The sequence below is a fragment of the Chryseobacterium kimseyorum genome (genome assembly GCF_025971945.1).
Taxonomy (GTDB): domain Bacteria; phylum Bacteroidota; class Bacteroidia; order Flavobacteriales; family Weeksellaceae; genus Chryseobacterium; species Chryseobacterium kimseyorum.
Genome location: NZ_JAPDHW010000006.1, coordinates 1 through 21,755, shown reverse-complemented (window position 1 = coordinate 21,755; position 21,755 = coordinate 1). Strand labels below are relative to the sequence as shown.

Genomic DNA, 21,755 nt, shown 5'->3' with positions numbered 1-21,755 from the left:
ATTTTTATTTTGAATAATGAATTGGAATTAATTGAATTTCTCCGTCCAGACCGGAAGGCTGAACTTTCCAGTTGGATGCATCAAATGGCTTATAGTTAATATTCACAAAATTGATTTCGTGGTAATTTCGCCACTGGATTTTCTTTTGGTCCATATCACGGATTCTGTTGGCCATCAGGTTGCAGACTTCGATTTGGATGGTATTTTTTCCTTTCTTCAAATATTTTCCGATGTTGATTTCAAAAGGCAAACTCCATACTATTCCGGCATCCTGACCGTTGACAATCACTTTTGCACTTTCGTAAAGCTTATCAAATTTTAAAAGATAGTCATCGGCGTTTTTCTTTTTTAATTTTAAAATCGTCGTGTACACTCCGGTTCCGGAAAAACTTTGGGTTGAAGCATCTTCCGTGAAGTTGGTCCAAGGCTCAAGTTTGTCTAAAGTTTTGGTCTCCGGAAGTTCGGGACCGCCTTCTTTGAAAGTGAGTTGCCAAGGTTGATTTAAGATAATTGGTAAATCGTTTTTTTCAGTATAATTCCATTTTGCAATTGAATTGTCCAAAATTTCAGAAGTTTTGAGAATTAATGATTCTCCTGATTTCAACTGAACTTTAACTGAATTATTCTGAGTCTCTGCTAGACCATAGTTTCCATTTTCAGGATTCATCAAAATCACTTGTTTTCCAACAAAATTCAACGGAATACTTTGATTGATTTCCTTTGAAGTATGGTTGACGATGTAATAATATTTTCCGCCGTCGAACTGTCTTCTCACGAATTTCAATCCTGTATCAGTCAGTTTTTCTCTTTCGATTTTTAAATACTTTAAAGCTTCTGCAACATCTGAACTCAGAACAATTTTTCCTTTTCCAAAGTTTGCCATTTTTACATTTCCAGTTTGATTTTGAAACGGAATCTGATTCCATAAAGACTTTAACAGCGTTCTTCTTTTTTCCACTTCAAAGTTTCCGGGAATATCTTTAGGTTCGTTTTGAAAGATAATTGATGCGCCGTTTTGAGCTAAATCTATTATGCTTTTTAAAGTAGATTCCGGCAGATACGTCAGTTCAGGAATAATTAAAACCTGACAAGCCGAGCCTTCTTTCGAAACCTGAATTTTCTGATTTTCCGACTTTGATTCACCAATCATTTTATCCGAAATCATATCGAGAGAATACCCCATTTTACTGAGCTTATTCATATTTTCGTACATCGGAGTCGGCACCAGCCATTTTTCCACGTTATGAACTTTGAACGTCACATCCTTCCCTTTCGGACTTGCCCACTGGTCATAAATCGGCCAGTACATCAGCAGTTCATTATCCGATTTTCCGCTTTGCAAAACAGATTGCGTGCGTTCGATATAAGAATTCAGTCCTTTCAGATGTGGCCATAAACTGTTTTCAGGAACGAAATTTACTGAAGCATAAAACAACCATCCCGGAAACTTCACATCCGCTGGAGTATAAGTCGTACCGTGATAAAAAACGTGATTGATTCCCGATAAAAACACCTGCTCTACTTCCGGTTTCGCCTGTGACCACGAGGTTTTGAAATGCTCTGTCAGCCAGGTGAAAGTTTCGTTGGAGGTTAATTTTTTGCCCGTCACATTTGCTGCCGAAGATGCAAATTTCAACATATTAAAATCCGGCATATCTGATTTCTGAATATCCGCAGTATCTCTTTTCAACCCTGGAATTTCAAAAATCGAACTTCCGAAAGTTTCAGATTCGGGAATATCAACTGCTGCATATAAATCCAATAAATTTCCCGGCGAACCGTGTGCTTGATTGGTATTTTTTGAGTTTTTGGAATGCGCCCAGTTGGTGAAATCTTTGGTGAAATTATTTAAAATCAATTCATTCAGAGTTTCTCTGTAATCCGATTTTACTCTTCCTGCAATTTCATTTTCCTCGTTGCTCAAGAGATATTTGATGAACGGACTTAAGTCATATCCTCTTCTTTTTTTGAATTCATTTAAAAAATCTGGCGTCCAGTCAGCGTTATAAACCTCATAACTGTCATTGAAAAAAGACCTGATTCCGTAGTTGGAGTTTCCAAACGCCTTGTCAAAAGTTTTCAGATAATCCTTCGTTGCGTCCGGCGAAAAGTGGTCTAAAGTGTAACCTTCGCCGCCAGGAGCAGCGCGTTTTACCTTTTGTAAAGTTTTACCCACAAAAACTGCGTAAACCGTCCATTTTTCTGAACCTGGTTTCCAGTTTAAAGTTCCATCAGCATTGATTTTATCCGTTAAAACTACAGCTTCATTTTTCTCATTGTAAGCCGTGACAATATCGAGTTTTACTGTTTTTAAATTCTTCTGTTTCTCATCTTTCAGAACGATTTTATCTGAAAATTTTTCACCAGATGAAATCGTGTAGGTTTGTACAATCATTTTTGTCGCAGCATCCTGTTCGTCAACCTGTGGACCACCGATTGGCCAACCTGTTCCGACTGACATATCAACGCCCATATTCAGGCTTTTTGCTTTGTTGGTCGTGAACTGAAGCATTTTCATCCACTCCGGAGAAAGGTAAGTGAGGTATTGTTTTTCAAAACCTTTTGCGCCATAAATCGGCACGATTTCCACACCTCCAAAACCTGCTTTATTTAAAGTGGTCAGTTGTTTGTCCAAACCTTTTTCGTCGACAGCATTTCCCATCCACCACCAGCGGGTCCACGGTTTTGCGGTCTCGGTGGTTTGTGGCCACGGGTTTTGTGCGGAGAGATTTCCTAAGGCAAAACAGAAGAGACTGAGGCTGACTATATTTTTAATTTTCATTACTTTTCATTTAATTTTTAACCACAAAAGTCACAAAAGATTTTTGGACATATTAGTTATTTTTTAGTGGGTGATTCGGCTGTTTAGAAGAACACATAAGTTTTAAAAAATAGAGATTTTTTTAATACGTTTATGACTTCGCCCTTTCAGGGCTTGTTTGCTATTTCTTTCACTTTATCATTGGGCTTCACCCAATGCTTTTGATAACGTTCTTTCAGGACTTTCAATTTCATTAAAATTACTTCTCTTCCCTTCTTTCTTGCTCGTAATCAGAATGAAAGGGAATTATCTTGTCATAACTTTCTTAGAAATTTTGCTCCTTTTAGGGTTGGGGCATACAAAATTTCTTTTCGAATCACTCTTAAATCCTAATTTCCATCTGGTTTCAAAGATTCCATAAAAACAGATTCCGGCCAGTGAAATTCTTTAACTTTATCAGGTTTATTTGGGCTAAAATTTTTATAATTTTTTGAAATATATTTCTTTAAAGTTAAATTTTGGTCAACGATAGATTTCACGACACATTTCGCCAATTCGTAAGCGCCATAGGTGTTGAAGTGCGTATCATCTGCCAAAGCAGTTGGTTGGTTGGGATAAGAATTTGCGGGATAATGCACGAATGCTTTCTTTGCTTCTTCAGGTCCCATCGTTTCGAATAAGGTTTTGCTCAATGCATTCAAATCGATTAAATCGACTTTTTCCTCTTTCGCAATCTCACGCATTGCATCAGGAAAATCATCTAAAGTATTGACGATTTTATTGTTCTCGTCAAAAACTCTGCGGTTCATTGAAGTGACCAAAACTGGAATTGCTCCTAACTCTTTGGCTTTCAAAATCCATTCTTTTAATCGTTTTCGATAACCGGATTTAATGCTGTTTCCCGATTTTTGGTCGTTGTGCCCAAACTGGATGAACAGATAATCTCCCGGTTTTATTTTATTCCAGATTTTATCTATTCGGTGACGGTCTTCAAAGGCTTTCAGGGTTTCTCCGCTTTCGGCGTAGTTGGCAATCACGACTTCATTCGGAACGAAAAAATACGGCAACATCTGTCCCCACGACGCCCAGGGTTCGTACTGCGCATCCACAACCGTGGAATCTCCGGTGATAAAAATAGTTTTCGCCGTTTTGTTGGGCTGAATGATGACCGAACAAACTTTTGGTGCTTCGTTATTGAATTCAATCGTCAGCAGATTGTCCCAATGCAGGTATTTTCGTTCTCTTGGTTTCAGTTTTATAATTCCGATTTGAGTTCCGTCCTGTTTTCTGATGATGCTGTCTTTGACGTGAACTGTGATTTGTTTTTCGACAATTTCACCTTTTTTTGTTTTAATATCATTCAGCATCAGACGGCGGTTTTCTACCCGTACGGTTGTTTCAGAACTTCCTTTAGAATCACCAAGATTTAATGTAATATTATAATTTCCTTCAGGAATCACGACTGAAAAATAGAATGGTTTTTCGCTGGTTATAAAATCTCCCGTTACAGCATTTCCGCCATTATCAACAGATTTCAAACCGGAAATATCCATAAATCCGTAACCGATTTTCTTATCAAATTTCGATGTTGATGTGATGGGAATAAATCCGTTTTCGGCTCTGTCTGTACCAAAATCAAACTTGAAACTCGTTTGTTGCGCGAACAGAAACGAACCTAAAAACAGCATCAAAAATCTTATCCAGTTCTGCATTTTAATCTGTTAAAATATTTTCTTTCGGCATTGTGAACTGCCTATTTTCACCGCCCAAATCAGGAAGACCAAAATAGAAATACAAAGTTCTTTTGAATGTTCCTTTCAAATGATTTGGTTCACTTTCTGGGCCTAAAGTCGCAGTATCATTATTAATATTAAACGCCAAAGCTGTTCCCAACGGCGGAATGGCGTCGAGGAAAGAAATATTTCCTGTCGGCAGTTTCGGGTAACCTTCAGCGCCGTAAATTCCGTAAAAATCAAAAAGTCTGACGAACATTTTTTCTTCTTTCGTTCCGACTGTTATTTTTCCCTCTGCCGTATTCAATTGCAACCACGAAATATCGTCAAAATAGCCTTTAAATTCAGGATAAATCCAAGGTGAAAAACCTGTTCTGGTTGAGTTCTTGAGATTTTGCCAAACGCTGTAAGTCTGCCCCTGAGTTCTGTTTTTCCAAACGTGATATGGACCTTTGCCGAGCCACTTCGCGTCGATGACATAATTTTCGGGATAGTCAAAACTTACACCTGCAAACTGATAATCTCCGGCAAGCGAATATTCATAATTCAATTCTAAAATACCATTCGGATTTAATCTCCAAACTGTTTTTTTTCCGTCTTTGTATGAAATCTGAATGACTTGATTTTGTCCTTCTGCATAAGCTTTTATGGTTGATAATTCTGTTTTTCCATTCACGAAAACCGGTCCGTTTCTGAAGGTCATTTTCTTGCCTTTTTTATCTAAAACGACAGACTTTAATAATCCATCTTTCTTTCCAAATGAAAATTCTTTCTCGTCTGATTTTAAAATAAATAATGAATCGTTTTCGATAACTGAAAACGGAAATTCTTTTACTAAGGATTTTGAAAATTGTTTTGAAATTTCATCATTAGATTTTATTCTCCAAGTCCACGTGTAAATTTCCTTTCCAAAAGAATCGGTTGCAGTCAGTATTAAGGCTTCAATTTCTTTCCAGTTTTGAGGAAGATTTAATTTAATACTTCCTTTTTCAGTTGGTTTAATATTCGGAGATTCTGCTTTTCCATTTTGAACAACATAAAATCCGGATTCTGAAGAAAATGGAGTTTTAAATTTGACCAGCTTCCATTCAAACTGACATTCATTTAAATTCGTAAAATGATACCGGTTTTCAACAGGAATTGTTCCGTTAAAATCATCCGGCAACGTTTTCAAATCTATTTTTACCGGACTGTAAATTTCCCGAATCGCATAAAAACTTCCTTCTTTTTCACGATGCGGACCCACTACTCCATCCGGAGCGTTGATTGCGTTCACATCGAGTTGATTATTAAAATCGGTTCGTACCAAACCTTCGTCTGCAAATGCCCAGAGAAAACCGCCCGCGCCTTTTTTGGAATTCCAGTGCAATTCCCAGTAATCGGCCAAGGAAGTTCCACCACCGCCGTCATCCTGCGCGTGCAGAAATTCGGTCGGCATATAAATATTTTCTCCTTCGAGAATTTTTTTGGTGCTGTAATAATCTTCGTAATGATTGCAGTCGATTCCGTTGAAAGCATTTCCAGGCTTGTGATGCGCGTGAATAACAGGACGGTTGGACAGGTCATATTTTGCATATTCTGCATCCAAATCAAAATTATGTCCGCCTTCGTTTCCGTTGCTCCAAAAAATAATAGAAGGATGATTAGAATCTCTCGTAACCATTTCTCTCACGAGCTTTCTGCCAACTTCCGTGCTGTATTTTTTTTGCCAGCCCGCCAATTCATCCAAAACATATACACCCAAAGAATCACAAATCTGTAAGAACGATTTATTTGCTGGATAATGAGCACAGCGGACGGCATTCATATTCATTTCCTTGATGAGTTGAACATCCATCAAATCGATGTTTTTGTTGACCGCTCTGCCTGTTTCAGGCCACCAAACGTGACGGTTGATGCCTTTCATTTTGACTTTGGTTCCGTTGACGTAAATGCCGTCGCCTTTTCGGATTTCAACCGTTCGGAAACCGAATTTTTCTTCGGTGTGGAAGATATTTTTTCTGTTTTTATTTAAACTGAATTTTGCCTTGTATAAATTGGGCGTTTCGGCCGTCCAGAGTTGTGGATTTTTAACTGAAAATTGAATATTTTTTAAAGTATCTCCTTTTTGAATTTGAACCTGAGATTCGCCAACGAGATTATTTTTAGCATCAAAAATTTCAACCTTTACATTGTTGACAGAATTGATTCCTTTTAAATGAATATTCGAACGGAAAGTTCCGTCTGCTTTGGCATCGATGGATGTTGATGAAATATTTTCTTTAGGATTGGCTTCTAAATAAACCGGACGGAAAATTCCGCCCAAAACCCAATAATCTGTGAGACGTTCTGCGTTATTGACTGATTTATCCGCAGACATTTTGGAAACTTTAATTTCTAAAATATTTTCTTTTCCAAAAATTAATTTGTCGGAAATATCATATTTAAATTCATAAAAAGCACCCTGATGAATTTCTCCGGCCAATTTTCCGTTGATTTTCACCTCTGTGTCGGTCATCGAACCTTCGAAAACGATGTTCACTGATTTTCCTTTCCACGAATTCGGAACTGAAAATTTATGTTTGTACAGACCTACTTCATCATTGAATTTAAAATTTTTGCCGTAGGTGACGTAATCCCGCCCGTAGTTGTACGAGCCAAATCCCTGCTGTTCCCATTGTGAAGGCACCTGAATTTTTTCCCAACTTCCGGATTTTCTCCCGCCGGTTATCCAAAAATCCCATTCTTTCGTATGCTCAGAATCTGTCCCGCTCAGGAATTGGATTTCCTTAGATTGAGAATGCAGAAACTGTGAGCAAAAGCATAAAAGAACGAATATTTTGGAATAAAAACTCATTTAGCAGAAATATCGGAATCGTCTTTTTTGTCGTAAGATTGCGTGAGAGAAGCGACCTGCGTAACATTGATATTTTTTTGCTTTAAATTCTGAATGTGATTCAGGTTTAGCATTTCAGGTTTTAGAGCTTTGATTTTGAAATTTTCAAATGTGAAATCTTTTAAGTCGAATAAGTCAGATTTTTCAACAGAGAACGCCGTTTCGCAACTGATGTCGATATTTTTGATGGTGATATTGTTCGCTAAACCTTTTCTCGGTCTTTCTTCGCCTTTCAAATCAAAAAACTGGTTCCAGCCTTTAACATATAAGAAAGTTTTTACGTTTCCAGTAATGTTTTCAACCGTAAGAAATTCGTAGTGTTGAGGCGTGTCAGGACGCATTTTTAAATGTAACAATCTTGAGGCATCGTTCACTTTTGAATTACGCAAAATCACGTTGTAGTTATGAATCGATTCGCTTCCGCAAGTCAAAACACTGTGGCAAAATCCGAAACTGTTGTCTTCGATGAGAATATTTCTGTTTTCGCCGTTGTTCGGGTCTTTATCAGACTTCGGACCTTTTCCGCCTTTTAAAGCAATCGCGTCGTCATTCACTGACATATAGCAATTTTTAATTAAGAAATTCGTGCAAGCGTCGATGTCAACCGCATCTGTACTTGGAGCTTTCACCGGTTCTTTCGGCGCCAAAATTGTCAGATTTAACAATTTAACGAAATCACTTTTGTAATAATGCGTACTCCAGAACGGAGAATTTTTAACTGTAATTCCTTCAACCTGAACATTTTTTGAGTTTGAAACATAGATAATTCTAGGTCTCATTTCATCCATATTGGTACATTTAGGATTCCACTCGCGTCTTTTCCAGAAAGATTTCCAGAAGCGAAGTCCGTTACCGTCCAAAGTACCTTTTCCTGAAATCGTAAAACCGTCTAATCCGTCAGCATTAATTAAAGCCGGAAAATATTTTACCGTCTGACCTTCCATTCTTGTCATCACAATCGGAAAGTCATTGATATCGTCGCTTCCTTTTAATTTTGCTCCATTTTCGAGATGCAAATGCGTTCCCTGTTTGAAAAAGACCGAACTGATGAGAAAAGTACCTTTCGGCACAACCACAACTCCGCCGCCATTTTTAGCCGCCAAATCAATCACAGCCTGAAGTTCTTTCGTCTGAAGAATTGTGCTGTCGTTCTTCACGCCGTTGGCTGTCAAGATGTATTTTTTGCCTAATCTGTTGATGTCTGTAGGTTTGATTTCTTTAAACCACTTGTCTATATTGGTTCCGTCTGGCCATTTGTCCTGGCTTTTTAATCCATTCGAACATAATGCGACAATCACGAGAGACCAAACAAATTTGGATGTATTTTGAAATTTCATAATTTAAAATATATTGCTGTATGACCTGACTTTTATGAATAGTTGTTTATAACACAAAAATCAATAAAATAACTTTCATTCTTTAAAGAAAATTACTCTTTCATTTCATTTTCATAAAAATATACATTCTGAAGGCTTACAGCATCCTGCTCTTTCATGTTGAAAAATACAGCCAAATCTTTATGCAGTTTACATTTTTAATGTAAATGAAAAGCACCACTAGAATTCTAATGGTGCCATTTGTTTTTATTATTGAATTTAATAAATCACATTATTAATTCATTGCTTTATTATCTGTAAACAAATGAAAATTTTCCTTTCTGTCAATCAACTGAAGCGGATATATTTCAGGATTATGTTCTCCATTTAAAACTTCATTCAATGCGTGCTTTTTAGATTCGCCAAAGGTAACCAGCAGAATATTTTCAGCTTTATTGATAATGGGTGCCGTCAAAGTAATCCTGTACATTTCCTGAGGCTTCAGATAATAGGCATCGACCCATTTTTCAGTTTCATTTAAAATATTCTCGCCCGGAAATAACGAAGCAGTATGACCATCATCGCCCATGCCCAAAAGGATAAAATCGAAAACACCTTCTTCGCCTAGAACAATTCTGATTGAATGTTCATATTCTTGAGCATACACTTCAGGCTCAATTCCGTCTCTGTACATCGGGAAAATCTGATCTTTGTTTACAGGAACCTGATCCAAAAGTGTGTCATAAGTCATTTTCGCATTGCTCTTCTCGTCATTTAAAGGAACCCAACGTTCATCAACCCAGAAAAACCATACTTTATTCCATTCAATTTTATCGGCATATTCCTGAGTTGCCAGCAATTTGAAAATAGCTTTTGGAGAAGAACCCCCACTCAGTGCAACTGTAAAACGGTCGTGTTTTTCGATTGAGTTTTTTGACAAATCAACAAAACTGTCCGCTGCCTTTTTATATAATGTATCTAAATCTTCAAATACGGTAATATTCATTTTCTTTTTATTTAAATTTAAATCATCCTAAACCCAGCTGTGTCCCTGTCTTTCGACCAAAGCAAAACTTTCTTCCGGTCCCCAGCTGCCTGCTTCATAATCAGGAAATGATGAATCTTTTCTACCTTCCCAGGTATCCTGAATAGTTTTCACCACATCCCAGGCTTCTTCCACCTGATCTGAACGCATAAACAGAGTAAGATCGCCCATCAAAGCATCCAATAATAAAGTTTCGTACGCTTCCGGTGTATCTTCCTGACAGGCAAAATTGTCGAAAATCATTTCCACAGGTTTTAACACTAAAGAAAGTCCCGGTTGCTTTGCCATAAACTGTAATCTGATATCCATCAAAGGCTGAATATTGATGATCAGTCGGTTGGCAGACAATTGCTGCGAAGTTTCGGAAAATGTTGACGTTGGAAGCGGTTTAAACTGAATCGTAATGTAAGAATGTTTTTCCTTCATCTTTTTTCCGGTACGCACATAGAACGGAACATCCTGCCATCTATCGTTATCAAGATAGAATTTTACGGCTACAAAAGTTTCTGTATTTGAATCAGGAGCAATTCCTTCTTCCTGACGGTAACCTTTGGCTTTGGCACCATTAACAGTGCCTTTTCCATACTGACCTCTCACCGCGTAATGATCAACTTTATCTGAAGAAATTCTGCGGATGGATTTCAGAACATCTACTTTTCGGTCTCTGATTTCACCCGATTCAAGCGACGCAGGCGGTTCCATAGCCACCATACAGAGGATTTGTAGCAAATGATTCTGAATCATGTCACGAAGCGCTCCGGTTTCTTCGTAAAAACTTCCTCTCGTTTCTACGCCAACTTCTTCTGCTACGGTAATCTGAACCGATTCAATATGTTTACAGTCCCACAAAGGTTCGAAAATAGAATTTCCAAATCTGAATGCCAGTATATTCTGTACCGTTTCTTTACCTAAATAATGGTCGATACGGTAAATCTGTTCTTCTTCAAAAGTTTCAGCCAGTAAATTGTTGAGTTCTATAGCCGACTCTTTGTCGTGCCCGAAAGGTTTTTCAATGATAATTCTGTCTTTCTCAGGATCAGATGCTAACGAAGCATTTTTGATATGATTTGAAATGGTAGAAACGAAATTCGGTCCGATGGATAAGTAAAACAATCTGTTTCCTCTTTTTCCGTAGACTTTATCGAATTTCTCTAATTTTTCATATAAATCTTTGTAAGAATTTTCTTCATCCAGCTGATGCTGAAAATAGGTAATGTGCGCCTGAAAGCCTGCCCAGTCTTCTGAACTGATTTTTTTTCTTGAGAACTGTTCGAGATTTTCTTTGATGTAATTTTTAAAATATTCATCGCTGTTATCTGCCCGTCCCAATGCCAGAATATTGAAGCCCTTCGGCATTCTGCCACTGATGTAAAGATTATAAAACGCCGGAAACAGTTTTCTTTTGGCTAAATCTCCCGTTGAACCAAAGATAATAATGGTCGTTGGCTGAAGGATTTTATTATCACTCATTTTTTCAGAATATTAAATAATGGCAGTCTGCCAGGTTGTGTGAAAGATTCCTTCTCTGTCGGTTCTCTGATAGGTGTGTGCTCCGAAATAATCACGCTGAGCCTGAATTAAATTCACAGGAAGAGATTCCGTAGTGTAGGCATCAAAATATCCCAAGGCAGACTGAATTCCTAAAGTTGAAATCCCGTTTTTAGCGGCAAATGCTGCAGTATTTCTTAATGATGAAATTTTGGTTTTAACGATTTCTGAAATGTCCTGATCAAGTAAAATATTGGATAAATCTGAATCTTTTGTATAGGCAACATAGAATTTCTCCAGTAAAACAGAACGGATAATACATCCACCTCTCCAAATCTTCACCACATCTTTTAGAGAAGTTTCAAAACTATATTCCTCAGAAGCCTTTACCAATAATGCCAATCCTTGGGCATAACTGATAATCGTCGCCAGATAAAGCGCTTCACCCACTTCTTTGATGAACAGTTCTGTATTTTCCGGACTTGTAATTTCGTTTTTAGAATATATTTGTGAAGCCTTTGTACGTTCTTCTTTGTAAGCCGATAAAATTCTTGAAGTCACAGCCGTATCAATATTCGGGATAGAAACTCCGATTTCCATCGCCTGCTCGGACGTCCATTTTCCGGTACCTTTCGCTCCGGCTTTATCTAAAATCTGATCAACAAGAAAACCTTCTTCCAAATCATCTTTTTGCTTGAAAATATCTCTTGTAATTTCAAGCAGATAAGAGTTCATCTCGCCGCTGTTCCATTCTTTAAAAACTTCGTAGAGCTGATCGTTATTCAAGTTAGCTCCTTTTTTCAACAGATCGTAAGCTTCACTGATCAGCTGCATGATGGCGTATTCAATTCCGTTGTGAACCATCTTTACATAGTTTCCGGCAGCACCGTTCCCCATATAAGCTGTACAGGCGTCTCCATTTACTTTCGCAGAAATCGCTTCCAGCATTGGCTGGATTAATTTAAAAGCTTCCAAATCACCTCCAGGCATAATGCTCGGTCCCCTTCTCGCACCTTCTGCACCTCCGGAAACACCGATTCCCATGAAGTGAAGATTTTTCTCTTTTAAATCAGCCACACGTCTCTCAGTATCTTTGAAGTAAGAGTTACCTGCATCAATTACGATATCACCGGGACTTAAAAGTGGCGTAAGACTGTACAAAACAGCATCAACAGGAACGCCGGCAGGAACCATCAGGATAATTTTTTTGGGACTTTCCAGTGCGGCAACAAAATCTTCTACCGTTGCAGTACTGATGACTTTAGTTGCAGAGGTTACGCCTTCCTGCAGTTCTCTGATTTTCACAGCATCGAGATCAAATCCTGCTATTGAAAAGCCGTTATCGGCGATGTTATAAAGAAGATTTCGCCCCATCACACCGAGACCGATCATTCCGAAATTATATCCTTCCATTTTACTGATATTATTTGAATTCTGTTATCAGCCCATAAATTTACGGAAATGACGAGGATGAAAAAAATAAAAGCAGATAAAAAATACAATACATTATTACAGAGTGCTGATTTTCAAAATGATACCACAATCACAATTGTAAAGTATTTTTAATTTTTTTTTATGATAAATAAAATACTCCGTAAACTTTTTTCTAAAGATTTTAAAAACAGTGAAATATTGGCTTTGTTTTTGCCAAGCAAGGGTATGAAGACAATTTTTATCGTGGAAGATGAGACAGGCATCAGAGATGCATTACAATTACTCCTGTCATTCGAAAATTATGATGTACGCTCTTTTTCTAGTGTGAAAACATTCAACGAAAGAGACAAATCTGTAGTTCCTGATGTTTTTATTCTGGATGTAATGTTACCTGACGGATTGGGAACAGATTTATGCAATCAGCTAAAACAGGAACCGCAAACATCAGAAATCCCAGTGATGATTATCAGCGCACATGCAAAATCTGAAAATGTAATCAAAGCATGTGAGGCAGATGAATTTATTGCTAAGCCTTTCGATATCGACGATGTTCTTTTAAAAATCGAAAAGATAACTCAAAACTAACTTTTCAGAATTTCAATAAAATTATAGTTTACTATAACATAAAATCTACCTTGCTTCGTTTATCTGAAGTGAGGTTTTTCTATTGATTATAATGCTAAAACTTGTTTAAAACTATGGAAAACTTTTTTAAACACATTATAAATGATAGCCTGGAAACTTTTAAGAGTAATTAATAAAAGCAAAATAAACGTTTTAAATGCAAACAATATGTCTTTGGTTCATCAGGCTCTTACGAACAAGCGAGATAAAATTGTTCTTTAATCTTGAAACTGGCGTAAATGTAAATATTGAAGACAGTCAATCACAAAGTCGTTTCAAGTTTAAGAACAACAATCTTAGATTGATGTTTTTTATTTAAAATTCATCACAGCTGATTCTAATTTAATAATACTAATTTCAATTTTTAAAAATTTATATGAATCATGTTAATCACTATTCAGTTGTTATTCTCCCACCAGATGAAATTGATTTGAAAGTTGGCAAATTAAAAATGAGGTTATTTACAGAATCCGGAAAAGACTATTCTAGTCGCAAGTCTATTGCTCATATTACACTTCAAGAATTTCTAGCGACTGACAATAAACTGAAGAAAATAATTTTGAAGTTGATTAAAATTGCGCGAGAGCAGAAATGTTTCCCTGCTGAATTTGACAAGGTCATTTGTTCCGAGCAAACAGCATTTTTCTCACCTAAAGCTAATAGCAAAGATGACCTTGAAAAATTAATTGAAAGGCTAAGATCAGAAGTTAAAGGTCTTATTAAAAGCAGTGCTCACATAAGTATTGGACGTGGACTCTCACCACAGCAGATTGAGATATCCCGGAATATTTTTTCTGATGAAACACTTAATTTTGATTGCAATAAAATTGCTCTGAGGAAATATAATGATACCATAAAACAATTTGAAGTTGTGCAGATTTTTCCATTTTTGGGAGAAGAAATTTCTGACAAACAACTGACACTATGGTAAATGAAATAGATAACTTAATTACTGTGTGTATTCGGCATCTGTCACAGGCTGCAACCAAATCACCGCCTCCTTATCACTGTTTCCAATGGCCAAATGCGAAAAATGACTGTCGATACTTGCGCCGTGCCAGTGCTCCACATTGGGCGGACATTTGATGACATCGCCTTTTCGTAGAATTTTCTTTGCCTGTCCTCTTTCCTGATAGTAGCCGATGCCGTCTGTCACCAATAGAATCTGCCCTCCCGGATGTTTGTGCCAGCGGTTTCTTGCGCCCGGTTCGAAAGTGACGTTGCCGACGGTAATTGGATTTTCAGGGTCATTCGTTACCAACATTTTCAGGTAAGCTGTCCCTATAAAATTTTCGTTTTTTACTTTTTCGCCTTTTTCAAACAGGGTTTTAGATTCAGTCTGCATTGTTTTTTGAGTTTGGGACTTCAGTTGACTGTTTGAAAAAATAAGAATCACAAAACTTAGAGACGTCAGAAATGATGCTTTTTTCATTTGTAAATATTAAATTTATTTTGATTTTCTTGTTTTTAAAACTTCTTTCAGAACCGTGGCAGCAGCTGTTGATTTTTCCTTACTGATTGTCGGAGTGATAACATTAACAAATTCACTCAACTGTTCGGGCGACCAACCGACATTTAATGAAAGTCCCAAATGCGACTGCAACATCGGGTCGGCATCGCCAATGGCCGTGATAATGGAAATGGTTACCAATTCTCTCTGTTTAAAAGTCAACACATCTCTTTCAAAAATATCTGCAAACAGATGTTCCTTTAAAAAAGTATCAATCGCAGGTGCAAACGCTGAATATCCTGAAAGTTTATCAGGTTGCGGCGCACCAGAAAGTTCTTCCAATATCTTTTTACCTCTTTCGTACTTGGTCTTTTCATCAATAATCGGCGAAGCTTCAGCTCCCATATTGTCTCTGATGCCTTTTGTTTTTCGCTCGTTCACAACTTCCATAAAAGTCTGCAAACCTCTGATGCTTCTCGGAAAACCGCAGTAAGCATAAGAATGAACCAGCATTTCTTTGATTTCGTTGATGGTCAAACCTGCATCAAGCCCTGAATTGAAAGCTGTTTTCAATTCAGTCAGTTTTCCTTGCGCCGTGAAGGATGAAATGGTGATGATGCTTTTTTCTTTTGAATTTAATTCTGAATTTGCTATTGACATTTGCTGTGCTTTTATTGTATTAAAAAACAGTGAAATTCCCGTCAGTAAAACAATGACGACTGTAAATTGTATTTTCTTCATTTTCTTTTACTTTAAATTTAATTTCAACTATTTTGTTTTATTTAAACCAATTTTGGTCAGCCATTCTTTGACTTTCTTTTCAGCCTCAATTTTCTTTTTGCCTTCCATTACAAATAAAATCCCGTCACGTTCTACGCCGCCTTTCATTGTGAATCCTTCAAACACTTTACTTTCCGGACTGAGTTCTTTTACCGTGTCAAAACTGCTTCCGATTCCGTAACCCGCATTGGTATTAAATGGAATGATGGTTTTACCTTTCAAATCATATTGTTTCAGAAAACTTTTCATTGGTGGCGGCAGTTTCATTCCCCAGGTTGGAAATCCGATGAAGACGACGTCATATTTTTCAATGTTTTCAATTTTTGTTTTCAGTGGTGGCAAAAATCCTGACTCATTTTCCTTTGAAACCTGGTCAACAATGGCCTTATAATTTTCGGGATAAGGATTTTGAAGTTCAAGTTCCACCAAGTCTCCACCCACATTCTTCTGAATGATTTCTGCAATGGTCTTCGTGTTTTTGGTTCTTGATAAATAAAAAATCAGCACTTTTTTATCTTTTAATGATTCTTTTTCTGATATTGTTTCCTGTGCTTTTGAGCAAGAGAAAAAACAGAGAACTGATATTAGGAATATGACAAATTTCTGCATTGATAATAATTTTAAATAATTAATCTAATTTTTTATCCTTCAGCCATTGGCTCATCAAATCGGCCACCTGGATGTTATTTAAATCAGAAAAAGGGAAATGTGTATTGCCTTTCAGACCGACCTCGGGAAGATGAACGACCGTCACATCACCACCATATTTATTGACCGCATCACGCCACAATCTCGCCATCTGCAAACGTGCTCTCCAACCGTCAGCTCCCGAATTTTCAGAATACTTTTCCGGAATATTGTCTCCGTAATAAATGATAATCGGAATTTTAGTCAGTTTCATAAAATCCTGTTTTGAAACCGAAGAAGCTTCGAGCGCACCGGCAGAACTTGCAATGGGTTTTGGTAATTCACCTTCAGGAAAAACGAAACCACTTCCCGGCTCGTAAGAAACGATGCCTTTACATTTTGATTTTTTACAGCGGTCCGCCAACCCATTCCACCTGAATGAGAATGCGTGACCAAAACTCCGGCCCCGATTTTATTAAATAAAGCTGAAACTGCATCAACATTTACCTTAATATCAATTGTCCCAATATTCGGTGTCATAGAACGGAAATATTGATTGAGCGTGGCCGAATCTTTGGCAAACTGTACACCTTCGTAATATTTCGGCCATAATCCCACTCGAAAAACATTGAACCAATTTTGCTCATCAGGAGTTGGCTCAATCGTAGAAGCTACCGTACTTCTACCTGCATTTCCTCTTCTCGGCTGGTCCATTATGTACACAGGAAAATTCCTGCGCAGAAAGATATTCTGAAAACCTTCTCTTCCATCAGGAGTTGTCTCCCAGGTTTTTGAAAACTGTCCGATTCCGTGCCACATTACCAATGGATATTTTCTGGCTTTCACAGGAATCTGATAAAAAACGTAAGCGTGGTCGCCTCTGAAAGTCTGTCCTTCAGCAGTCGGCTTTTGTGGATTGAACGTTCCCGGACTTTTGATAACCGTACCGCCAACCGCAAAACTTCCCTGCTCTGCAATCATCAATGGTTCCTTCGCATTTTTCTGAGCCTGAATATTGGTATTTGAAAATACTATTAAACCAATTAAACTTAAAAATTGTATTGCCTTAGTTCTCATCTTTATTTCTTTTCCGGTGTCATAGTTTTGGTGAATGAAAGTGAACCCAATTTCCAGGTTCCGCTCTTTTTCACAAATACTTCCGTTACAATAAACGGATTGGTTACTTCATTTCCACCAACCACGGCCACTAAATCCATTTTGGTCAGAATGATAGCGGTGTTCTCGATAATGTTTACGGATGTTTCGTGAATGTGGGCTTTCTTGTACCAGATTCCGCCACTTTTGATGACATCCAATTCCTGCTTTTTGCCCCACGAACCGCCCATATGTACGAACACTGATTTTTCGTCAAAAAGTTTATCCAGTTTTTCGGCATCTTTAGAAGACATCCAATCCCATTTGTCTTTGGAAAGCTGGATGATTTCCTGTTCAGATTTTGTCTCTTTTTTCACGACGGTTTCCAGTTTTGCCTGCTGTGCGAATGTGTAGGTAGAACCTGTGGATATGATTAATGCAACAATTAATGCTTTCATTTTTTTTGATTTTAAACTAAATTATTTCCCGACTCTCGACTGTAAATGCTGTGGATAACGTTCCCCAACGATTTCAATCTGGCTCAGTGATTGCGCGATTTTAGATAAATCATCAGAAGAAAGTTCTAAAGATGCGCCGCCGATGTTTTCCTCCAGTCTGTGCAGTTTTGTAGTTCCCGGAATTGGTGCGATGAACGGTTTCTGCGCCAACAGCCACGCCAAAGCAATCTGTGCGGGTGTTGCCTCTTTTTCTGCAGCAATCGTTTTCAATAAATCAACCAAAGCCAGATTTGCTTTTCTGTTGTCTTCAGAAAATCTAGGAACGATATTTCTGAAATCATTTTTGTCAAACTGTGTCTGCTCTGTCACTGCTCCCGTTAAAAATCCCTTGCCTAAAGGACTGAACGGTACAAAACCAATTCCCAATTCTTCCAGCGTCGGGATGATTTCTTTCTCGGCATCACGGAAAAACATTGAGTATTCACTTTGCAAAGCAGAAACAGGCTGTACTGCGTGCGCTTTTCGAATGCTTTCGGCACTGGCTTCCGACAATCCGAAATGTTTTACTTTTCCTTCGTTAATCAATTCTTTTACCGTTCCTGCCACGTCTTCCATTGGAATATTCGGGTCTACTCTGTGCTGATAAAAAAGGTCGATATAATCTGTCTTCAGTCTTTTCAAAGAATCCTCTACAACTTTTCGGATTCTTTCCGGACTGCTGTCTAATCCTTTGCTGGAATCGCCATCCTGAAAACCAAATTTCGTAGCGATGACCACATCATTTCGGAAAGGTTGCAAAGCTTCGCCCAATAATTCTTCATTGGTAAACGGGCCATAACATTCAGCCGTATCGAAAAAAGTAATCCCTTTTTCAAATGCTGTTCTAATTAATTTAATGGCTTCCTGTTTCTCTGTTGCAGGTCCGTAGCCGAAGCTTAAACCCATACATCCTAATCCTAAAGCCGAAACTTCTAATCCCTGGTTTCCCAATATTCTTTTTTGCATTTTAATTTTTTTGTATGATTAATATTCTATTTCTTCTTCACAGGTGCTTCCACATCCGAAAACTGTTGTACGAAAGGCGGTAACCTTTCGCCTGCGATTTTTACAGCATCAATTGTCGTATTGAATTCTTTAAATTCTGCATTGGTGAATTTGATTCTATCCGCTCCGATATTGTCGAGCATATTTGACATTTGAGTTGTTCCAGGAATGGGCACAATCCACGGTTTTTGATGAAGCAGCCACGCCAAAGATATCTGAGCTGGCGTCGCCTCTTTCTTCACGCTCCAGTCTTTCAGAACTTTAACTAATTTTAAATTTTGCTGAATATTTTCGGGTGAAAAACGAGTTTCATTTCCACGGATGTCGCCCTGTGCAAATCGCGTGTTTTCATCAATAGCGCCGGTCAAAAAACCTACACCCAGCGGACTCCACGGAACAAAACCAATTCCCAATTCTTCACAAAGCGGGATAATTTTCTTTTCCGGTCCGCGCCACAACAATGAATATTCATTTTGAATGGCTGTCACGGGATGAATTTTGTGAGCTCTTCTCACCGTTTCTACGCCAGGTTCAGAAAGCCCATAATGCAGAACTTTTCCTTCTTTTATTAAATCTTGAATGGCTCCAACCACATCTTCAATCGGAACTTTAGGGTCAACACGGTGTTGGTACAACAAATCGATTCTGTCGGTTTTAAGACGCTTCAGCATTCCTTCAACAACAATTTTGATATGTTCGGGTTTGCTGTTCAATCCTGGCAGACGTTTTCCGGTTTCCTGGCCGATGTTCCAGCCGTATTTGGTTTCGATAACAATTTTATCCCGAAAAGACGAGGTGGCTTCTCCCAAAATTTTCTCACATTCAAAAGGACCGTAGGCTTCTGCGGTATCAAAAAGTGTTACGCCGTTGTCGAATGCTTTCTGAATAATTCGGTGCATCTCTTTACGGTTCGGAATCGTGGTCTGATAAGTTCGGCTCATATTCTGAACGCCCAATCCGATGCTTGAAACTTCTAACGATTTGCCCAATTTTCTACGGCTGGGAAGCGAACCATTTTCATTAGCACTGAAATCTGACGTTGCACCTTTTGCCAGATTCCCAAAGGGTAACAATGCGTTTCCTACCGTAGCGAGTCCGAGGGTTTTTAAAATATCTCTTCTGTCCATTTTAATGTTTTTAAGTCTTGATTAATTTACAAATCCAGTTTTCTTTCGCTCAGCCATTTGACCATATTCGGGTCTCTGTGGTCGAAAAACAGACTCGCATTGGTATCTAAATTGGAAATCTTCTGCATTTCATCTGCGGACAATTCAAAATCAAAAATGTCAAAATTTTCCGCCATTCGTTCTTTTCGAACTGATTTTGGAATCGCCACAACACCTCTTTGAGTCAGCCAGCGTAATATAATCTGAGCCACAGATTTATTATTTTTAACCGCAATCGATGTTAAAGTTTCGTTTTTAAAAATATCGTTTTTACCTTCTGCAAATGGTCCCCAGGATTCTATCTGAATATTGTTTTCCTCAAGGAATTTCTGCGTCTCGACCTGCTGATGAAAAGGATGCGTTTCGATTTGGTTAACGGCTGGTGTAAATCCACTATTGGCAATTAAATCTGCAATTCTGTCGGGATGAAAATTGGAAACACCAATCGCTCTCACTTTTCCCTGAAAATACAGTTCCTGCATCGCCCTCCAGGAACCGAAAACATCACCATAAGGCTGATGAATCAGATATAAATCAAGATATTCCAGCTGTAATTTATTGAGTGACTTCTCAAACGCTTTCAACGTATTTTCGTAGCCAGCATCCTGAATCCAAAGCTTTGTGGTGATAAATAATTCCTCTCTCGGAACATCGCTTTTCCTGATGGCGTTGCCTACCGCTTCTTCGTTTCCGTACGATGCGGCGGTATCAATCAATCTGTATCCGGTTTTAATAGCCTCAACGACTGCTTTTTCACATTCTGCCAAATCCGGAACCTGAAATACACCGAAACCTAAAATCGGCATTTCCACACCGTTGTTTAATATTACTTTTTGCATAATTTTAAATTGATTTTAAAAAATTGATTATTCGGATAATCAACTTACTATGCAAATTTCCACCCTTATGATGAACCTTTTTGTAGACAGATTACGGTATTACCTACCAATATTACAGATGTGAAGTTTTACACTGAGAAGACATTGATTTTATAATTAGATTTGTATCAGAAAATGAAACTGCTATGAGTAATTCCGTTAATTTTGAAACCGTTAATGATTATAATCAATTTAATAATCACGAGACATTGCATCCTTTGGTGAGCGTTATTGATTTTTCGAAAGCCCACAAAAGAACAGGTTCTAAAATGAATTTCAATCTCTACTGTATTTTTCTGAAGGATGTAAAATGTGGTGACTTGAAATATGGCCGGGCAACGTACGATTATCAGGAAGGAACATTGGTTTTTGTCTCTCCCGGACAGGTTGTGAATGTCGAAAATAAAGTAGATTTTTATCAGCCGATGGGTCACGGACTGGTTTTCCATCCTGATTTGATTAAAGGAACACCACTTGCCAAAAGTATCTCGGAGTACGGCTTTTTCAGCTATCAAAATAATGAAGCGTTACATTTATCCTCGAAAGAACAGCAACTGGTTTTGGAATGTTTTGCTAAAATTCAGTCAGAACTCGAGCAGTCTGTGGACAAACACAGCAAAAAACTGATTGCCTCCAATATCGAACTTTTCCTGAATTACTGTGAGCGGTTCTACGACCGACAGTTTATCACGAGAGAAAATGTCAACAAAGGAATTCTGGAGAAATTTGAAGAATTATTGAACAGTTATTTCAATTCAGAAAAGCCCAACAGTTTTGGTTTGCCTTCTGTAGCTTTTTGTGCAGAAGAACTCAATCTTTCTCCCAACTATTTTGGAGATTTAATTAAAAAAGAAACCGGGAAAACGGCGCAGGAATATATTCAGAATAAAATTATAGATGTTGCCAAAGAACGGGTTTTTGATGCTGATAAATCCATCAGTCAGATTGCGTATGATTTAGGGTTTAAATATCCTCAGCATC

The 21,755-nt window shown here is 37.9% G+C and carries 19 protein-coding genes; 3 read left to right on the top strand and 16 right to left on the bottom strand.

The window, feature by feature from the left end:
* Positions 1 to 4 precede the first annotated feature (4 nt).
* The 7 genes from OMO38_RS09660 to gndA all read right to left on the bottom strand — a co-directional run bounded on the left by OMO38_RS09660 (position 5) and on the right by gndA (position 12,631).
* Positions 5 to 2,782, bottom strand: a complete 2,778-nt coding sequence (locus tag OMO38_RS09660) for a glycosyl hydrolase (protein ID WP_264749975.1) — start codon at positions 2,780 to 2,782, stop codon at positions 5 to 7.
* A 368-nt stretch (positions 2,783 to 3,150) separates the two neighbouring features.
* Complete coding sequence (locus OMO38_RS09655; RefSeq protein WP_264749974.1) at positions 3,151 to 4,473, bottom strand: rhamnogalacturonan acetylesterase; 1,323 nt, start codon at positions 4,471 to 4,473, stop codon at positions 3,151 to 3,153.
* Position 4,474: 1 nt separating this feature from the next.
* A complete protein-coding gene (locus OMO38_RS09650; protein WP_264749973.1) occupies positions 4,475 to 7,330 on the bottom strand; it encodes a glycoside hydrolase family 2 protein in 2,856 nt (951 codons plus the stop codon).
* On the bottom strand, positions 7,327 to 8,706 hold the full coding sequence (locus OMO38_RS09645) for a rhamnogalacturonidase (protein WP_264749972.1): 1,380 nt from the start codon (positions 8,704 to 8,706) through the stop codon (positions 7,327 to 7,329). The genes OMO38_RS09650 and OMO38_RS09645 overlap by 4 nt, the downstream gene beginning before the upstream one ends.
* Positions 8,707 to 8,980: 274 nt before the next feature.
* The gene (pgl, locus tag OMO38_RS09640) at positions 8,981 to 9,691 is read right to left on the bottom strand and encodes a 6-phosphogluconolactonase (protein ID WP_264749971.1); all 711 of its coding nucleotides are present in this window, start codon (positions 9,689 to 9,691) and stop codon (positions 8,981 to 8,983) included.
* 27 nt (positions 9,692 to 9,718) lie between these two features.
* Positions 9,719 to 11,200 (bottom strand): glucose-6-phosphate dehydrogenase, encoded by a 1,482-nt coding sequence (gene zwf / locus OMO38_RS09635; protein WP_264749970.1) that lies wholly within the window; start codon positions 11,198 to 11,200, stop codon positions 9,719 to 9,721.
* A 12-nt stretch (positions 11,201 to 11,212) separates the two neighbouring features.
* Positions 11,213 to 12,631: an NADP-dependent phosphogluconate dehydrogenase gene (gene gndA, locus OMO38_RS09630; protein WP_264749969.1), complete on the bottom strand. Its 1,419-nt coding sequence runs from the start codon at positions 12,629 to 12,631 to the stop codon at positions 11,213 to 11,215.
* 162 nt (positions 12,632 to 12,793) lie between these two features.
* Between gndA and OMO38_RS09625 the strand changes: the two genes are divergently transcribed.
* Positions 12,794 to 13,237, top strand: coding sequence for a response regulator (locus OMO38_RS09625; protein WP_264749968.1), 444 nt, complete (start codon positions 12,794 to 12,796; stop codon positions 13,235 to 13,237).
* Between the two features lie 415 nt (positions 13,238 to 13,652).
* Positions 13,653 to 14,207 (top strand): 2'-5' RNA ligase family protein, encoded by a 555-nt coding sequence (locus tag OMO38_RS09620; RefSeq protein ID WP_264749967.1) that lies wholly within the window; start codon positions 13,653 to 13,655, stop codon positions 14,205 to 14,207.
* An 18-nt stretch (positions 14,208 to 14,225) separates the two neighbouring features.
* Here the strand turns inward: OMO38_RS09620 and OMO38_RS09615 are convergent, their stop codons facing one another.
* The 9 genes from OMO38_RS09615 to OMO38_RS09575 are packed head-to-tail and all read right to left on the bottom strand — an operon-like array spanning position 14,226 to position 20,735.
* Complete coding sequence (locus OMO38_RS09615) at positions 14,226 to 14,708, bottom strand: cupin domain-containing protein (RefSeq protein ID WP_264749966.1); 483 nt, start codon at positions 14,706 to 14,708, stop codon at positions 14,226 to 14,228.
* A gap of 15 nt (positions 14,709 to 14,723) precedes the next feature.
* The gene (locus OMO38_RS09610) at positions 14,724 to 15,467 is read right to left on the bottom strand and encodes a carboxymuconolactone decarboxylase family protein (protein WP_264749965.1); all 744 of its coding nucleotides are present in this window, start codon (positions 15,465 to 15,467) and stop codon (positions 14,724 to 14,726) included.
* Positions 15,468 to 15,494: 27 nt separating this feature from the next.
* Complete coding sequence (locus OMO38_RS09605; protein ID WP_264749964.1) at positions 15,495 to 16,115, bottom strand: flavodoxin; 621 nt, start codon at positions 16,113 to 16,115, stop codon at positions 15,495 to 15,497.
* A 19-nt stretch (positions 16,116 to 16,134) separates the two neighbouring features.
* The gene (locus tag OMO38_RS09600) at positions 16,135 to 16,407 is read right to left on the bottom strand and encodes an alpha/beta hydrolase family protein (RefSeq protein WP_264749963.1); all 273 of its coding nucleotides are present in this window, start codon (positions 16,405 to 16,407) and stop codon (positions 16,135 to 16,137) included.
* On the bottom strand, positions 16,404 to 17,210 hold the full coding sequence (locus OMO38_RS09595; RefSeq protein ID WP_264749962.1) for an alpha/beta hydrolase: 807 nt from the start codon (positions 17,208 to 17,210) through the stop codon (positions 16,404 to 16,406). Before OMO38_RS09595 ends, OMO38_RS09600 begins: the two co-directional genes overlap by 4 nt.
* A 2-nt stretch (positions 17,211 to 17,212) precedes the next feature.
* On the bottom strand, positions 17,213 to 17,686 hold the full coding sequence (locus OMO38_RS09590; RefSeq protein ID WP_264749961.1) for a nuclear transport factor 2 family protein: 474 nt from the start codon (positions 17,684 to 17,686) through the stop codon (positions 17,213 to 17,215).
* Positions 17,687 to 17,707: 21 nt separating this feature from the next.
* Entirely contained in the window at positions 17,708 to 18,691 is a 984-nt protein-coding gene (locus OMO38_RS09585) for an aldo/keto reductase (protein WP_264749960.1), read from the bottom strand.
* Between the two features lie 26 nt (positions 18,692 to 18,717).
* Positions 18,718 to 19,857: an aldo/keto reductase gene (locus tag OMO38_RS09580; RefSeq protein ID WP_264749959.1), complete on the bottom strand. Its 1,140-nt coding sequence runs from the start codon at positions 19,855 to 19,857 to the stop codon at positions 18,718 to 18,720.
* Between the two features lie 26 nt (positions 19,858 to 19,883).
* Positions 19,884 to 20,735 (bottom strand): aldo/keto reductase, encoded by an 852-nt coding sequence (locus tag OMO38_RS09575; RefSeq protein WP_264749958.1) that lies wholly within the window; start codon positions 20,733 to 20,735, stop codon positions 19,884 to 19,886.
* A 185-nt stretch (positions 20,736 to 20,920) separates the two neighbouring features.
* Here OMO38_RS09575 and OMO38_RS09570 point away from each other — a divergent pair.
* On the top strand, positions 20,921 to 21,755 hold an 835-nt coding region (locus tag OMO38_RS09570; protein ID WP_264749957.1), incomplete at its 3' end, for a helix-turn-helix domain-containing protein.

Bases quoted from the DNA above. Each gene is read 5' to 3' on its own strand.
- pgl (WP_264749971.1), bottom strand. From the start codon at position 9,691: ATGAATATTACCGTATTTGAAGATTTAGATACATTATATAAAAAGGCA.
- OMO38_RS09610 (WP_264749965.1), bottom strand. From the start codon at position 15,467: ATGAAGAAAATACAATTTACAGTCGTCATTGTTTTACTGACGGGAATT.
- OMO38_RS09605 (WP_264749964.1), bottom strand. From the start codon at position 16,115: ATGCAGAAATTTGTCATATTCCTAATATCAGTTCTCTGTTTTTTCTCT.
- OMO38_RS09595 (WP_264749962.1), bottom strand. From the start codon at position 17,210: ATGAGAACTAAGGCAATACAATTTTTAAGTTTAATTGGTTTAATAGTA.
- OMO38_RS09590 (WP_264749961.1), bottom strand. From the start codon at position 17,686: ATGAAAGCATTAATTGTTGCATTAATCATATCCACAGGTTCTACCTAC.
- gndA (WP_264749969.1), bottom strand. From the start codon at position 12,631: ATGGAAGGATATAATTTCGGAATGATCGGTCTCGGTGTGATGGGGCGA.
- OMO38_RS09585 (WP_264749960.1), bottom strand. From the start codon at position 18,691: ATGCAAAAAAGAATATTGGGAAACCAGGGATTAGAAGTTTCGGCTTTA.
- OMO38_RS09620 (WP_264749967.1), top strand. From the start codon at position 13,653: ATGAATCATGTTAATCACTATTCAGTTGTTATTCTCCCACCAGATGAA.
- OMO38_RS09625 (WP_264749968.1), top strand. From the start codon at position 12,794: ATGATAAATAAAATACTCCGTAAACTTTTTTCTAAAGATTTTAAAAAC.
- OMO38_RS09580 (WP_264749959.1), bottom strand. From the start codon at position 19,857: ATGGACAGAAGAGATATTTTAAAAACCCTCGGACTCGCTACGGTAGGA.
- OMO38_RS09575 (WP_264749958.1), bottom strand. From the start codon at position 20,735: ATGCAAAAAGTAATATTAAACAACGGTGTGGAAATGCCGATTTTAGGT.
- zwf (WP_264749970.1), bottom strand. From the start codon at position 11,200: ATGAGTGATAATAAAATCCTTCAGCCAACGACCATTATTATCTTTGGT.
- OMO38_RS09645 (WP_264749972.1), bottom strand. From the start codon at position 8,706: ATGAAATTTCAAAATACATCCAAATTTGTTTGGTCTCTCGTGATTGTC.
- OMO38_RS09650 (WP_264749973.1), bottom strand. From the start codon at position 7,330: ATGAGTTTTTATTCCAAAATATTCGTTCTTTTATGCTTTTGCTCACAG.
- OMO38_RS09655 (WP_264749974.1), bottom strand. From the start codon at position 4,473: ATGCAGAACTGGATAAGATTTTTGATGCTGTTTTTAGGTTCGTTTCTG.
- OMO38_RS09615 (WP_264749966.1), bottom strand. From the start codon at position 14,708: ATGAAAAAAGCATCATTTCTGACGTCTCTAAGTTTTGTGATTCTTATT.
- OMO38_RS09600 (WP_264749963.1), bottom strand. From the start codon at position 16,407: ATGAAACTGACTAAAATTCCGATTATCATTTATTACGGAGACAATATT.
- OMO38_RS09660 (WP_264749975.1), bottom strand. From the start codon at position 2,782: ATGAAAATTAAAAATATAGTCAGCCTCAGTCTCTTCTGTTTTGCCTTA.